Origin of the sequence: Bacteroides acidifaciens (assembly GCF_024623065.1) — a bacterium.
GTDB lineage: Bacteria > Bacteroidota > Bacteroidia > Bacteroidales > Bacteroidaceae > Bacteroides > Bacteroides acidifaciens.
Genome location: NZ_JANJZR010000054.1, coordinates 14970 through 30627, shown reverse-complemented (window position 1 = coordinate 30627; position 15658 = coordinate 14970). Strand labels below are relative to the sequence as shown.

Annotated in this window: 12 protein-coding genes and 1 tRNA gene; 9 read left to right on the top strand and 4 right to left on the bottom strand. The window is 43.9% G+C overall.

The genetic code is table 11. The annotated features are described in order from the left end of the window. Positions 1-170 precede the first annotated feature (170 nt). Positions 171-244 (bottom strand) — tRNA-Met (locus NSB03_RS14360). Positions 245-467: 223 nt separating this feature from the next. Here NSB03_RS14360 and NSB03_RS14355 point away from each other — a divergent pair. From NSB03_RS14355 to NSB03_RS14340, 4 genes are all read left to right on the top strand, one after another. Further along, the gene (locus tag NSB03_RS14355; RefSeq protein WP_024987831.1) at positions 468-854 is read left to right on the top strand and encodes an START-like domain-containing protein; all 387 of its coding nucleotides are present in this window, start codon (positions 468-470) and stop codon (positions 852-854) included. A gap of 76 nt (positions 855-930) precedes the next feature. Then, complete coding sequence (locus NSB03_RS14350) at positions 931-2829, top strand: LptF/LptG family permease (protein ID WP_024987832.1); 1899 nt, start codon at positions 931-933, stop codon at positions 2827-2829. A gap of 5 nt (positions 2830-2834) precedes the next feature. After that, complete coding sequence (locus tag NSB03_RS14345) at positions 2835-4052, top strand: bifunctional 3,4-dihydroxy-2-butanone-4-phosphate synthase/GTP cyclohydrolase II (protein WP_024987833.1); 1218 nt, start codon at positions 2835-2837, stop codon at positions 4050-4052. Positions 4053-4134: 82 nt separating this feature from the next. Beyond that, entirely contained in the window at positions 4135-5328 is a 1194-nt protein-coding gene (locus tag NSB03_RS14340) for a pyridoxal phosphate-dependent aminotransferase (RefSeq protein WP_024987834.1), read from the top strand. Positions 5329-5640: 312 nt separating this feature from the next. On the opposite strand, the gene fdxA is transcribed toward NSB03_RS14340, so the two are convergent. Continuing rightward, positions 5641-5811 carry a 4Fe-4S ferredoxin gene (gene fdxA, locus NSB03_RS14335; protein ID WP_024987835.1) on the bottom strand — a complete coding sequence of 57 codons (171 nt, stop codon included), beginning with the start codon at positions 5809-5811 and terminating at the stop codon, positions 5641-5643. Between the two features lie 180 nt (positions 5812-5991). On the opposite strand from fdxA, the gene metA reads away from it, so the two are divergent. The 4 genes from metA to NSB03_RS14315 are packed head-to-tail and all read left to right on the top strand — an operon-like array spanning position 5992 to position 10336. Then, positions 5992-6909: a homoserine O-acetyltransferase MetA gene (gene metA / locus NSB03_RS14330; protein ID WP_008640718.1), complete on the top strand. Its 918-nt coding sequence runs from the start codon at positions 5992-5994 to the stop codon at positions 6907-6909. Then, the gene (locus tag NSB03_RS14325) at positions 6906-8735 is read left to right on the top strand and encodes a peptidase U32 family protein (RefSeq protein WP_024987836.1); all 1830 of its coding nucleotides are present in this window, start codon (positions 6906-6908) and stop codon (positions 8733-8735) included. The genes metA and NSB03_RS14325 overlap by 4 nt, the downstream gene beginning before the upstream one ends. After that, the gene (locus tag NSB03_RS14320) at positions 8732-9790 is read left to right on the top strand and encodes a zinc ribbon domain-containing protein (protein WP_024987837.1); all 1059 of its coding nucleotides are present in this window, start codon (positions 8732-8734) and stop codon (positions 9788-9790) included. The genes NSB03_RS14325 and NSB03_RS14320 overlap by 4 nt, the downstream gene beginning before the upstream one ends. A 39-nt stretch (positions 9791-9829) precedes the next feature. Next, a complete protein-coding gene (locus NSB03_RS14315; RefSeq protein ID WP_024987838.1) occupies positions 9830-10336 on the top strand; it encodes a GNAT family N-acetyltransferase in 507 nt (168 codons plus the stop codon). A gap of 597 nt (positions 10337-10933) precedes the next feature. Here the strand turns inward: NSB03_RS14315 and NSB03_RS14310 are convergent. After that, positions 10934-13378, bottom strand: coding sequence for a TonB-dependent receptor (locus NSB03_RS14310; protein ID WP_024987839.1), 2445 nt, complete (start codon positions 13376-13378; stop codon positions 10934-10936). Between the two features lie 285 nt (positions 13379-13663). On the opposite strand from NSB03_RS14310, the gene NSB03_RS14305 reads away from it, so the two are divergent. Beyond that, positions 13664-14995, top strand: coding sequence for a WD40-like domain containing protein (locus NSB03_RS14305; protein WP_024987840.1), 1332 nt, complete (start codon positions 13664-13666; stop codon positions 14993-14995). Positions 14996-15038: 43 nt separating this feature from the next. Here the strand turns inward: NSB03_RS14305 and NSB03_RS14300 are convergent, their stop codons facing one another. Then, positions 15039-15641, bottom strand: a complete 603-nt coding sequence (locus tag NSB03_RS14300) for a response regulator transcription factor (RefSeq protein WP_024987841.1) — start codon at positions 15639-15641, stop codon at positions 15039-15041. Between the last annotated feature and the right edge of the window lie 17 nt (positions 15642-15658).

Below are 15658 nucleotides of genomic sequence, written 5' to 3'. Positions count from 1 at the left end.
ATCGTAACTAGTCATAAAAGTTTTTTAGGGCAAAGATACTAATTGTTGAGAAGCCCACATGATTTTATCGGTGAGCCATTACAACTGAGCCGTCACCCGCCACCAATTGATGTATAAAAGAAAAAGGCACCCAAGAGTGGAAGCCTCTCAAATGCCTTATTCTTATCAAGTAGCGGGACCCGGGATTGAACCGGGGACCTCATGATTATGAATCATGCGCTCTAACCAGCTGAGCTATCCCGCCATCGTTTCTCGATTGCGGGTGCAAAGATAGATGTTTTTTTATAATCTCCAAAACAATTCATAACTTTTTTGTGTTTTTTCTGTAAGAAGGGCATCAATTTTCTCTATAAACAGGGAACTTGAGGCCCGATAATGAGAGAATAATAAAATAAAGTGTCTGATTTATGCGATGTATTTAGAAAAAAGTATTTATCTTGGTACACGTAAAATAATTCGAAATTGCTATGAAAAAGGAAAAGATTCATTTAGAGTATTTGCTGAATGCAACGTCTAAAAATATTCTTTGGTCAGCTATAAGTACACCGACTGGGTTGGAGGATTGGTTTGCCGACAAAGTTATTTCTGACGATAAAATAGTAGAGTTCCATTGGGGGAAGACCGAAATGAGAAAAGCTGAGATTACAGCTATTCGTGCTTTTTCTTTCATCCGTTTTCGTTGGCTGGATGATGAGAACGAACGCGATTTCTTCGAAATCAAGATGACGTATAATGAGTTGACAAGTGACTATGTATTAGAAATTACCGATTTCGCAGAGCCGGACGAGGTAGGCGATATGAAAGAGTTATGGGAGTCACAGGTAGCTAAATTAAGAAGAACTTGTGGTTTTTAGTTAACTTTCAACTAAAAATTTTCGATGCTCCTTTTTTTGTGCTAATTTTGCATCCTAATTGCACGAACCTATTAAGATGCTACGCATAAAGAAATTAGATATATTCATCGTAAAGAGTTTTTTGATGCTCTTTATTGGTACATTCTTCATCTGTCTGTTCATCTTTATGATGCAGTTCCTGTGGAGATATGTAGACGAATTGGTCGGAAAGGGATTGGAGATGAGCGTAATGGCTCAATTCTTTTTTTATTCCGCGTTAACATTAGTGCCAGTATCGTTGCCATTGGCAGTGCTACTGGCTTCTTTGATTACTTTCGGTAATTTCGGTGAGCGTTATGAATTGCTCGCGATGAAAGCCGCAGGTATTTCTCTCCTTAAAATCATGCGTCCGCTTGCTTTCTTCGTTTGTGGGCTTGTCGGTGTCTCATTCTATTTTCAAAATGTAGTGGGCCCTATCGCCCAAGCTAAGTTGGGAACTCTAATCCTTTCGATGAAACAAAAATCTCCGGAGTTGGACATTCCGGAAGGAGTTTTCTATTCTGAAATCAAGGATTATAATCTGAAAGTCGCGAAGAAAGACCGGAAAACCGGTATGCTCTACGATGTGTTGATTTATAATATGAAAGACGGATTCGAGAATGCGCATATCATCTATGCGGACTCCGGACGTCTGGAGATGACTGCGGATAAACAACATCTTTGGCTGCATCTGTATAGCGGTGATTTATTCGAAAACTTGAAGGCACAAAGCATGAAATCCCAGAATGTGCCTTATCGGCGTGAATCATTCAGGGAGAAACATACATTGATAGAGTTTGATTCCGATTTCAATATGGCGGATGAAAGTATCATGAGCAATCAGTCCAGTGCCAAGAACATGGCTATGTTGCAGACTTCCATCGACTCGATGAAAGTGCTGGGAGACAGTATCGGAAGGCAGTATTACCGGGAAGTGGCCGAAGGAAATTTCCGTCCTTCATACGGGTTGAGTAAAGAAGATACGGTCAAAATCGAGAGGGCAGATATTCAGGAGTATAATGTGGACAGCCTTTACGCTGCCGCATCCTTGACGCAGAAACAGAAGGTGATATCTTCCGCCGCCAGCCGTGCGGAGAATGTGTCCAGTGATCTTAGCTTCAAGAAATACACAATGGAAAATAATGACTATGCCATTCGGAAACATAAAACGGAATGGCATAAGAAGATAACGATTTCACTTTCTTGTCTGCTGTTCTTCTTCATCGGAGCCCCGTTGGGCGGTATTATCCGCAAAGGAGGTTTGGGAATGCCGGTCATCGTGTCAGTGTTGGTATTTATCATTTACTATATCATTGATAATACAGGATATAAAATGGCCCGCGACGGTAAGTGGGTTGTTTGGATGGGGATGTGGACAAGTAGCGCAGTCCTTGCCCCGTTAGGAATCTTCCTTACTTATAAATCGAATAAAGACTCTGTGGTGCTTAATGCAGATGCCTATATCAACTGGTTTAAAAAGATTGTGGGAATTCGTAGTGTGCGCCATATATTTAAGAAAGAAGTGATTATCCATGATCCTGATTACGCACGTCTGGCTGATGATTTGGAACAACTCTCGGCAGAGTGTAAAGCGTATGCCGCCAAGAAACGATTGGAAAAAGCACCGAATTACTTTAAGTTATGGATGGCGAATGAGGATGATAACGAGGTGATGGCAATCAATGAAAAGCTGGAAGCGTTGGTTGAAGAAATGTCCAATACGAAATCTGCCACTTTGATCGGTGCATTAAACAATTATCCGGTTATCTCCGTTTCGGCTCACGTGCGCCCGTTTCATATATATTGGTTGAATCTGGCAGCCGGAGTCATTTTCCCTATCGGTTTGTTTTTCTATTTCCGCATTTGGACGTTCCGCGTTCGTCTGGCTAAAGACATGGAACGGATTATAAAGAACAATGAACAAATTCAATTCATCATACAGAAAATCAATAAATAAGCGTTATGAAAGAGACTATTAAAATGGATAGAATAGAAGATGCGATTGCCGACTTCAAAGAAGGCAAGTTTGTCATAGTAGTGGATGATGAAGACCGCGAAAACGAAGGCGACTTGATTATTGCAGCTGAAAAAATAACTCCCGAAAAAGTAAATTTCATGTTGAAACATGCACGTGGCGTACTTTGTGCACCTGTCACAGTGTCTCGTTGCAAGGAGTTGGACTTACCACATCAGGTAAGTGACAATACTTCCGTGTTGGGAACTCCTTTCACGGTTACTATCGACAAACTGGAAGGCTGCACAACAGGTGTTTCCGCTTCCGACCGTGCCGCTACTATTCAGGCGTTGGCCGATCCGACTTCTACACCGGCTACTTTCGGGCGTCCCGGACATATCAATCCGTTGTATGCGCAAGAAAAAGGAGTACTTCGCCGTGCCGGACATACAGAAGCTACGATTGATATGGCTCGTCTGGCAGGACTTTACCCCGCAGGCGCCTTGATGGAAATCATGAGCGATGACGGTACGATGGCCCGTCTGCCCGAACTCCGCAAGATGGCAGACCAATACGGATTGAAATTGATTTCTATCCGTGACCTGATCGTTTATCGCCTGAAACAGGAATCCATTGTAGAAAAAGGAGTAGAAGTAGATATGCCTACCGAACACGGAAAGTTCCGTCTGATTCCTTTCCGACAAAAATCAAACGGATTGGAGCACATGGCTATATTTAAAGGAACATGGAATGAAGACGAACCTATCTTGGTACGCGTCCACTCCTCTTGTGCTACCGGAGATATTCTTGGCTCACAGCGTTGTGACTGTGGCGAGCAGCTGCATAAAGCGATGAAAATGATCGAAAAAGAAGGAAAAGGGGTGGTGATTTACCTCAATCAGGAAGGACGCGGCATCGGTCTGATGGAAAAGATGAAAGCCTATAAACTGCAGGAAGACGGTATGGATACCGTTGACGCTAATATTTGTTTGGGACACCTTGCCGACGAACGCGATTATGGAGTAGGCGCACAAATCCTTCGTGAGCTGGGAGTACACAAAATGAGACTTTTGACAAATAATCCGGTGAAACGTGTTGGCTTGGAAGCATACGGATTGGAGATAGTAGAAAATGTACCTGTTGAAACAGTCCCTAATCCGTATAATGAACGATACTTGCGAACAAAGAAAGAAAGAATGGGACATACTTTGCATTTTAATAAGTAAATCATTAATTTGTTTTCATATATCAAATGTTATCGCTTATTTTGCAACGATTTTCACTCAATAATAATAAAATAGATACAAAATGAATCAATTGTCAGATCGCTTGAACAGCTTGTCGCCATCGGCGACGCTTGCCATGTCGCAAAAGAGCAGCGAGCTCAAGGCACAGGGTATTGATGTTATTAACTTAAGTGTAGGAGAACCGGATTTTAATACTCCTGACCACATCAAAGAAGCTGCGAAAAAAGCCATAGATGATAACTTTTCTCGTTACTCTCCGGTACCGGGTTATCCGGCTTTGCGCAATGCTATTGTTGAGAAACTGAAAAAAGAAAACGGTCTGGAATATACAGCCGCTCAAATTTCGTGTGCCAATGGTGCCAAACAATCTGTTTGTAATACAATTCTTGTATTGGTAAATCCGGGTGACGAAGTCATCGTACCGGCTCCTTACTGGGTAAGCTACCCGGAAATGGTGAAAATGGCAGAAGGTACTCCCGTAATTGTTTCGGCAGGTATCGAACAAGATTTCAAGATTACTCCTGAACAGCTGGAAGCGGCTATCACTCCGAAGACGAAAGCATTGATTCTTTGTTCTCCGTCTAATCCGACAGGTTCTGTATACACGAAAGAAGAATTGGCAGGATTGTCAGCTGTATTGGCTAAACATCCGCAGGTGATAGTAATCGCTGACGAGATTTACGAACATATCAATTATATCGGTGCGCATCAGAGTATCGCTCAGTTCCCGGAGATGAAGGAACGTACAGTGATTGTAAACGGTGTATCCAAGGCTTACGCTATGACAGGATGGAGAATCGGTTTCATTGCCGGACCGGAATGGATTGTAAAAGCTTGCAACAAGTTGCAAGGTCAGTACACTTCAGGTCCTTGTTCTGTTTCTCAAAAAGCGGCTGAAGTTGCATATACAGGAACACAAGAACCGGTAAAAGAAATGCAGAAAGCATTCCAACGCCGTCGTGACCTGATTGTGAAGTTGGCTAAGGAAATTCCGGGATTTGAGGTAAACGTTCCGCAAGGTGCTTTCTATCTGTTTCCGAAATGCGATGCTTTCTTTGGAAAGAGCAACGGCGAACGTAAGATTGCAGATTCAGATGATTTGGCAATGTACTTGCTTGAAGAAGCTCACGTGGCTTGTGTAGGTGGTGCCTCTTTCGGTGCTCCTGAATGTATCCGTATGAGTTATGCTACAAGCGATGAAAATATCGTAGAGGCTATCCGTCGTATCAAAGAAGCATTGGCTAAGTTGAAATAAGAGTTCACCACAGATTGCACGAATTGACACAGATTGAAAAGAGATTGTCTGTCTGAAAAATCTAAGATTAATAAAATCATGAGGCTGTCTAAAAAGTCGGTTCTATCCTCATTCTCCTCCTTCCGGAAGGAGGGGAGTTAGAGTTACTGACGACTTTTTAGACAGCCTCGTGATTTTTTGTTTAAGGAACTTCTTTGTATTTTTCTATCCGTTTGATTGTGAATTAATCTGTGTTAATCTGTGGTGAAGAAAGAGGAATAAAAAAAGGCTGCCTTCCGTAGAAAGCAGCCTATACTCTTTTTGTAACTTGTATTATTCAGCCGGATGAATTGCTTCAGACGGACAAACGTCTGCACAAGTACCACATTCAGTACATACATCTGGGTTGATAGAATAGATATCACCTTCAGAGATAGCTTCTACCGGACACTCGTCAATGCAAGTTCCGCAAGCAATACAATCGTCACTAATTACGTATGCCATTTTTCTAAGATTTAAATTATTAGTACTAATTTCTCCGGCAAAAATAAGGCTTTTATTGATTGGTTGTTATGCTTCTATGTTTAAATTGACTTAATTTGTACGTCTTCTAAATAAGCTACCTCCCTATAATCTGCTATATTTTTCGTATTTTTGCACTCAAATTACTAATATATAGCGATTATGCCTTTAAATTTACCCGATAAACTACCTGCGATAGAGCTTTTGAAGGAAGAGAATATTTTTGTTATTGATACTTCCCGCGCTACGCAACAGGATATTCGTCCGCTACGGATTGTGATTCTGAATCTGATGCCGTTGAAAATTACAACAGAAACGGACTTGGTGCGCTTACTCTCCAATACACCTCTTCAGGTGGAGATTTCATTTATGAAGATCAAGAGCCACACGTCAAAGAATACGCCGATAGAACACATGAAAACGTTCTATACGGATTTCGACCAGATGCGTCACGAGAAGTATGATGGTATGATTATCACCGGAGCTCCTGTAGAACAGATGGACTTCGAAGAGGTGACCTATTGGGATGAGATTACGGAAATCTTTGATTGGGCACGTACGCATGTCACTTCTACTTTATATATATGCTGGGCTGCGCAGGCCGGATTGTATCATCATTATGGAGTTCCTAAATATCCGTTGAAAGAGAAGATGTTCGGTATCTTTGAACATCGGGTATTGGAACCTTTCCACTCCATCTTCCGTGGTTTTGATGATTGTTTCTATGTGCCGCATAGCCGTCATACGGAAGTGCGCAGGGAAGACATTCTGAAAGTTCCGGAATTGACGTTGCTTTCCGAATCGGAAGATGCCGGTGTCTATATGGCAATGGCACGGGGCGGTCGTGAATTCTTTGTCACGGGACACTCCGAATATTCTCCGCTGACACTGGACACGGAATACCGTCGCGATCTCGATAAAGGCTTGCCGATAGAGATGCCCCGCAATTATTATATAGACAATGATCCTGAAAAAGGCCCGTTGGTACGTTGGCGTGCTCATGCCAATTTGTTGTTCTCCAATTGGCTGAACTACTTCGTTTATCAGGAAACACCTTACAATATCAACGATATTAAATGATAAAGCAGCGTAAAATAGAACTTCTCGCTCCGGCAAAAAACCTGGAATGTGGTATTGAAGCTATCAATCATGGGGCGGATGCCGTATATATCGGTGCTCCCAAGTTTGGCGCACGTGCGGCGGCTGTGAACTCATTGGAAGATATTGAAGCATTGGTGCAGCATGCCCATTTGTATCATGCACGTATTTATGTCACGGTCAATACGATTCTGAAAGAAGAAGAGTTGAAAGAGACGGAGGAGATGATTCATGCACTTTATCGGATTGGTGTGGACGCGCTGATTGTGCAGGATATGGGGATCACGAAGTTGAATCTTCCTCCGATACCGCTTCATGCCAGTACACAAATGGACAACCGTACACCGGAAAAAGTAAAATTCCTTTGGAAGGCGGGTTTCCGGCAAGTAGTCCTGGCGCGTGAACTATCATTGCGTGAAATAAAGAAGATACACGAAAATTGTCCGGAAGTGCCTTTAGAGGTATTCGTACATGGGGCACTTTGTGTCAGCTATAGCGGGCAGTGCTACGTCAGCCAAGCCTGTTTCGGTCGCAGTGCCAACCGGGGGGAATGTGCGCAATTCTGCCGGTTACCTTTTAGTCTGGTAGACGCGGACGGGAAAGTGATTGTCAAAGACAAACATCTGCTTTCCCTGAAAGATATGAATCAAAGTGACGAACTGGAGCAATTGCTGGATGCCGGAGCTTCCTCGTTCAAGATAGAAGGGCGACTGAAAGATGTGTCTTATGTAAAGAATGTAACGGCTGCTTATCGTCAGAAGCTGGATGCCATCTTTGCCCGTCGTCCGGAATATGTAAGGGCTTCTTCGGGTACGTGCAATTTCGAGTTTAAGCCGCAACTGGATAAGAGTTTCAGTCGCGGATTCACACATTATTTCCTGCATGGACGTGACAAAGAGATTTTCTCTTTCGACACTCCCAAGTCGTTGGGCGAGGAGATGGGGACTGTGAAGGAGATTCGCGGCAATTATCTGACAGTTGCCGGGCTGAAATCCTTTAATAACGGTGACGGCGTTTGCTATATCGACGAACAGGGACGTTTACAGGGATTCCGCATCAACCGGGTGGACAGCAACAAACTATATCCACAGGAAATGCCTCGCATCAAGCCTCGTACCACATTATATCGTAATTTTGACCAGGAATTTGAGCGAGTGCTTTCACGGAAGTCGGCTGAAAGGAAGATTGCTGTAAGCATATTGCTTGCCGATAATGAGTTCGGCTTCTCGCTGACGTTGACCGATGAAGATGACAACAGCGTCACGCTGAGCCTTTCCCGCGAAAAGGAATTGGCACGTACGCCACAGACGGAGAATCTGAAAACACAGCTTGCCAAATTGGGGAATACACCTTTCGAAGCGAAAGAGATAAAAATATCGTTTGCAGAAAACTGGTTTCTGCCTGCTTCCGTGTTGGCGGACTTCCGTCGGCAGGCAACAGATAAGCTGATAGCTGCCCGTCGGATAAACTATCGTCAGGAATTGGCAATGTGGAAACAGACCGATCATGCTTTTCCGCAAACGGCATTGACCTATTTGGGGAATGTGATGAACAGCCGTGCGGTGTCTTTCTATGAAGAGCATGGCGTGCAGCGTGTCGCCATGGCTTACGAGAAAGCGGCGGTAGAAGATGCGGTATTGATGTTCTGCAAACATTGTTTGCGTTATAGCATGGGATGGTGTCCCATTCATCAGCGGGTGCGCTCACCTTATAAAGAACCTTATTATTTGGTGTCAAATGATGGCAAACGTTTCCGTCTGGAATTTGATTGCAAGCATTGTCAAATGAAAGTAAAAGCGGAACAATGAGAATAATTCATCGCAGAGGACGCGGAGGGCACAGAGTATCAGGGTATTTTCCCGAAACCGGCTTGTTGGATGGTTGGTGGGAGAATCTGTTTTCCTTTGTCTCTTTCGTACCCTTTGTGGTGGTTCTGCTGTTTTTCTTCTCGTCTTGTCATTATACTCGTCCCAATCTTTCCTCTGAAGGGATGTCGCAGAAAACGAAGGACTCTCTGAATTACCTTTATGAACGGCATTATACCTGGAACACGAACCTGGAATTAACGGAGGATTCCGTCTCGTTGGAGTGCCTGCCTATCAAGGATACGTATATCAATCTCTACCGGGGTGACCGCGTGGTGGTAGCCGAATTTGCCGTGCACCCTGCCGATAGTGTGGATAGTATTTGGGTGAAACTGGCACATACACAGGACGAACAGGGTTGGATACGTGAGGTGGAGCTGAAGCGGTCTTTTGTTCCTACGGATAGTATTTCTCAGGCCATCCATTTGTTCAGTGATACGCACGCTTCCTATTTTGTGGTTATCTTTGCGTTGTTTGTCGGTGTTTGGCTGCTTCGTGCTTTCCGTCGGAAACAGCTGCAGATGGTCTATTTTAATGATATAGACAGTGTTTATCCGTTATTTCTCTGTTTGTTGATGGCTTTCAGTGCAACGATTTATGAGTCCATACAGGTTTTTACACCGGAAACATGGGAACATTTCTACTTTAATCCCACCTTGTCGCCTTTTAAAGTTCCTTTCATTCTTTCAGTCTTTTTGCTGAGTATCTGGCTGTTCTTAATTGTCGCATTGGCGGTGCTTGATGATTTGTTCCGTCAGTTGACTCCTGCAGCGGCAATCTTTTATTTGTTGGGGTTGATGTCTTGTTGTATTTTCTGCTATTTCTTCTTTATCCTGATGACACACATTTATATCGGTTATCTGTTCCTTGCCTTTTTTATGCTGGTTTTTGCGAAGAAAGTCCATCGGAACATTGGGTATAAGTATCGTTGTGGGCGTTGTGGGGAAAAGTTGAAGCAAAAAGGTGTATGCCCCCATTGTGGAGCTATCAATGAGTAATTTTATTATCTGTTTTATTCTTGAATAACTTTTCAAATGATGGAAATCAGATCTACCGAAATAAAAGATCTCCCTTTAGTGATGGAGATTTATGACTATGCCCGTGCCTTTATGCGTGCAACCGGAAATACTACTCAATGGATTGACGGTTATCCTTCTGAAGTATTGATTCGTCAGGAGATTGAAGAGGGGCATAGCTTTGTCTGTGCGGATGAACAAGGAGTGATATCAGGTACTTTTTGTTTTATATTGGGTGATGACCCTACTTATCAGCATATTTATGAGGGAGCATGGTTGAATGACGAACCTTATGGGGTAGTGCACCGGTTGGCAACGAACGGCACAAGGAAAGGGGTGGCGGCAGCTTGTCTGGACTGGTGTTTTCAACGGATGCCGAATGTCCGGGTGGATACACATCGGGATAATAAGGTCATGCAGCATATCTTGGAGAAGCATGGGTTTCAGCGTTGCGGTATCATCTATGTAAAGGATGGTACGGAGCGTATTGCTTATCAGAAAATACGGACTATGGTTGTACGGGAATGAATGAGAATTTGTTTTTCCCTACTGATTTGTATAAGTACTATCAACTTTTGATTCGTAAGTTCCACCGATTTCACCTTATAACTGAAATCCTTGTAAATAAGAAGGTCACGGGTGAAAGCGTGGGGTGAAATAAGGTGAAGCCCCTTGTTATCGCTTTCATCTATTGGAGTTGTTTATATCGGTTGTTGGGCATATAGATCCAATGTGGCCGGTATATAGCTCCAACGTATTGGCTATATATGTCCAACGTGTTGAATCTATATATGCTGTAACTCAACTATTAATATATTGTCATCAGATAGTTAATACTTGACGGCCAGACTGTTAATATCTGACAGTTTATCTATTAATACCTGACAGTGAATTTGCTATAAGCATATTCCGATTAGCTATAAGCATATCGGGATTAGCTATAATGATATTTGTTTTAGCTCAAGGGATATTTTGAGAAATAAGGTGAAACCGATATTGAACGGTTTCACCTTTGTTTATACCTTGCTTTCACCCGTTATCACCTTATTTATCGGTGTTTCAAGAATCAGGTGAAATCGATGAACAGCAGTCACATCTATGATGTTCGTGGAGGGCTGAGGGATTTTAGAACCGGCATCGGAGGTCTATCCCGAACTGCATCGGACGTCCTTTCTGCATGAATCCTTTATTCATTGTTTCAAAATAGAAAGCTGCGTAGTCCTTATTCAAGAAATTGCGTGCCCAAAAACTAATCATGGCATCTCCGATTTCGAGATTCGTTCTCCAGTTCAATGTTCCGTAGAAAGATTGGCTTACGTCATTCTGTTCTGTCCAGTAGATGCGTCCGGCAGAATTATAATTCGCTTGGAATACTACATGGTCGAAGATGGAGCGCGGACTGCAAGTGATGGCATATTCTCCACCGATATTCAGGGTATGTTTGGGAACAAAGGGGACGTATTTGCCATTATAGTTTTTTTCAATGCTACCGTCTTCTTTTTCTTCTCTGATTACATAGTCTGTAAAAGTGGCATATGTGTATCCGTAACTTGCATTCAAGCTAAGTTCTTGGGTAATACTGGCACGAAGAGAAGCTTCTGCACCATAGCTACGGCTCTTTCCGGCATTGATGGTGATACGTCCCAAACCACTTTCTGCAAATTGGGAGAGTTGTTGGTCACGGGTATCCATATAGAATACCGCGAAGTCTGCCCATAGCTTACCTTCCCACAATGTAAGGTGACTTCCTACTTCATAATTCCATGAGTATTCGGGTTTGTAGGTGGTGGAATTCTTGACGTTAGGTTCTTCCGGTATTCGGGGTTTTAACATTCTCTCAAATATGGGGCCATATGTGGGGTTCTGTCCAAGATTAGGGCTTGCCATGATAGCGTTCATCATAGAACGCCTCATTTCCGTTTGGGATAAGTCGGAGAACATTTGTATATTGTATCCACCTGAACGGTATCCGCGGGAAACGGTAGCATATACGTTGTTACTCTTATTCCATTCATATTGGATGGCAAATTTAGGTAGAAGTTGTACGTAGTCAGTTGATAGCTTTCCTATGAAAGAAGTTGGTGCTTGCATATTGTCACTAAGAGACATCATAGGTCCCATTTTCATATCAAAGTCAAAATCAACCGTAGTGCTGACCGAATTGTATTTCATACTCATCTTCTCATAGTCAAGTCGAAGTCCGGCAGTGAAGGAGAGCCCTTCGATGAATAGGTCGTTAAAAGTCGATTGGTGGTAGAGGGCAGCGCTCAAGGTAGGAGTGTCAAATGTTCCACCAACACTCAATGTTGGATTATTAACAGTCATACCCATTGTGGGAACTCCGGGAGTGGCAGGAATATCGCTAAAAGCTGTATTCGCATTGTCTTCAATCATTGTTTTCACCCCTTCTTCTTTGAATAAGACAGGACCTGTGGTATGTAGCCACTGATAAAAACCGAAAGCACCCGTTGCCCATTGCCATCTTTTTCCTGGCTTAGCTTTGAATACAATTTCTTCGGAAATAGTATTTGCTCTTTGCTTCTGCTCAATATTAAAGATGTCTCTTTCTGTGAAATCCTGATCGAGGAACATGCGGTCGTTCAAGTTTTGATACCCTGTGACAGCACTTAATATAAAATTTTGAGCTTGATATTCGATATTAACACCCGTGTTGAGTAACCCACGGCGGTAACTGCTACGGTCATTATACGAAATCTTACCGATATAATCTGCCCGGTCTTCTGTCATTTCTTTACCCTTTTCTTTCGCTTTAGCTATCGCACTGGGGGTAATCCCGGTATAGTAATACGGATATCCGCCCTGATCGCTATATTCATAGCTAAGAGCCATATCTATTTTCAGGTTCGAAGTGGGCAGGTAAATACCACGGAAACGTCCGCCACCGGCATTGCTCTTGTCTACCTTTTCGTTATTTCTTGCCGAATTTTCAAAGAAGCCACCTGTGTGTTCGTAGAAACCTCCGGTAGAAAAAGCGAAGCGGTCGGATGTCCGGTGATAGTGGGTGAGTGACACATTATAATTATTGTAAGTTGCTGCTCCCATGCGGATATCAGTACCTTGATAAGTGAAAGGCGATTTTGTATGCACTTTGATAAGTCCTCCCATTGTATTACGTCCGTAGAGAGTACCTTGTGGTCCTCGGAGAATGTCGATACGTTCAATATCAGCATAGTTAAAATCGAATGCAGATTTATCAATATAAGGGATATTGTCTACATAAAGTCCTACGGACGGGGTGTTGATGCGTGAGCCGATTCCGCGGATATAAATGGAAGTGGTCAGTTTGGAACCATAATCGGGGATAAACAGATTGGGGACGATGCCTGTCAGTTTTTTCACAGAGTTCACCTGATTGGCACGCATGTTCTCTTGTGATAAAACAGTGGCTGCCATCGGCAGATCACGCAATTTACGGTTCTCTTTCGGGGTGGCAATCACTACCACTTCTTCGATGTCTACTATTTTTAGTGAGTCTTTTGGGAAATTCTCCGCCCATGCTGTCCCCACTGTCAGGAGCATGAGGGCAATCATAATCTTTTTTGTCTTCATCTGTTGTTCATTTACCGGATGCAAAGTAACGGCAAATAAGAGAAACGGGCAATCCTCATTTATTAGGATTTCGGTTGTATGCTCTATTCCGTCACATCCGATTTTTGTTTCCGATTCTGCTTGACGCATTCATTGATTCTGCTTGACACATTCATTCCATTAGGACTGGCTATTCTTTGTGAATAATTTATAAAAAGCAATCGTCTACCGTATACTTTACTGCATGGTTATCTTATATTTACAACCCATTATTCTTATTCACTAATTCACTAAATAAAATTAACTATGAAATCTATTCTTTCCTCCATTCTCCTGACCCTCTCTCTTTGCGGGCTTTTTAGTGCATGTGGCAACGATGACGATTCATCACAAATACAATTAGTGACCGACTACGGAGTAACGGAAGCCGGGCAAACGCTCCGGCCGGGCGATATCGTACATATTTACGGCAATGGCTTTCAGGCAAACGACTGTGTGGAGTACGACTTCCGTTGGGACACCGGTGAGCAGATGTTTCCCGAAGGATTTCGAGGTCCTGTCGCTGCCGAGATTGCAGAGAGCCGTCCGGATGGGATAGACGTGCGTATGCCTTACCGCATGCCGCCTTCCCGTGTCGATATATTCTTGCGTAGAGAAGGCGACAGAATGTTGATGGGCAAGATATTGCTGTCAGACGGGCAGACACCCAAAGATTTCCGGCTCTATGCACTCGACAGCCAACGGCACACGATTGACAGGATAGGGGCGGATGGCACAGCGAATGCATCAGCAAATGCATGGGACATCAGCACACGGCCGGATTTCCATTCCATCGCCAACTGCGTATATACCTATGGATTGTGCGGACTTTCGAAAGCGCACGGCATACAGCAACCCTTCTTCCTCGATTTCTGTACCGGTGAATGGAGACCGTTGTATACCACTGGTTATGGTACATTGGCATTGGTTACCGGAAAACATAGTATGGTTTCTGCTTTTGTGAGAAATCAAAAGGGTTCCTACTACCTTGATAATATCTCCGCTGATTTGGAACAAAGCAACTATGCCGTTCCGACCCGGATGAATGTCGGTTCCGGTTCTGTTATGGGTAGTGCATCTCCGCTGCCTGAAGGATTGAGTGCGGAGCAGTTTGGCGACTATCCCGGAGTGTTTGCGCAAGACCAACGGTTGCTTATTCTATTGTCGGCAAAAATCGGTGAGGGAAAATGGGCGCCTGTGCTTTACAGTCCCTCAAGATTTCATGTACAGGAAACTGTAGAGGCCGATGCGCTTATCCCGTTTTATTTCAGCGTGCGCCTTCCGGCAACAGAAAGCGGGGATACTTTTGCCACGAAGGTAGGGTATGTGGTTTCGGATTCTGCCGATAAAGGCGGCAGCCGTTTTTACTTGTTGGACGTCCCCCAAAGCGAGTGGTGGACGCAAGAGCCGTTTGCCTTTTTGCGGGGTAAGGTAATCTCTGTGTCGCACAACTTTGAGCGCCCCGGCACATTTACCGTATTGTCCGAAGAGGACGGCACATATACGGTTGCCGATTATGACTGGAACCAAGGCGAATGGCAAGCACCTGTCCATACTGCTACCGATATGACATACAGCGCCATAGCATGGGGCAATTAAACGAATCTGTGTGGCGGCGGCCTGTGTGCATTTCTTGTCGCCGTCAGATGCGGTCTACCTCGATATATCCGTTCATCACGGCATAGATAGTCAGTCCTGAGACGGACTTGATGCCCAATTTCTCAGTGATATTCTTCCTGTGAGTGATGACAGTGGTCAGACTGATGTTCAGTTTGTCTGCAATCTCTTTATTAATCAGTCCTTTGGAGAGGAGCACGAGCACTTCAATCTCGCGTGCGGACAGCAGTTCCTGACAAGGTTGCTGCGCAGGCACGGGTGGCATGTCCTTCATCGGATAGCCGCCGTGGTGGGCGTGTTGGTGAAGTTTTAGGATACTCTTCACCAATTCTTCTTCTCCTTCGTAAATGTTGAGCACGGGCACGCCGCTTAGCTGAAACTGCGGACTGTCGCTTGCCAGCACAATCGTTTTGCGTTTTCGCGGAAGGAAGAAGGCATTGTGCTCCACGTAGACCTGTGCGGAGATGAAGTAATGGGCATACATATCCGGAGTATCGTCCATTAGCTCATTGAAACGCCGGAAGATACGTATCGTTGCCATTGGAATCATCTCTTCGAGGATTCCTTTCAGACCGAGACAGGTGAGGGTATTCGGTTCTATAATGGCTATTTCGGGTGATGTATTCATAACTCTGTGTGTCATGA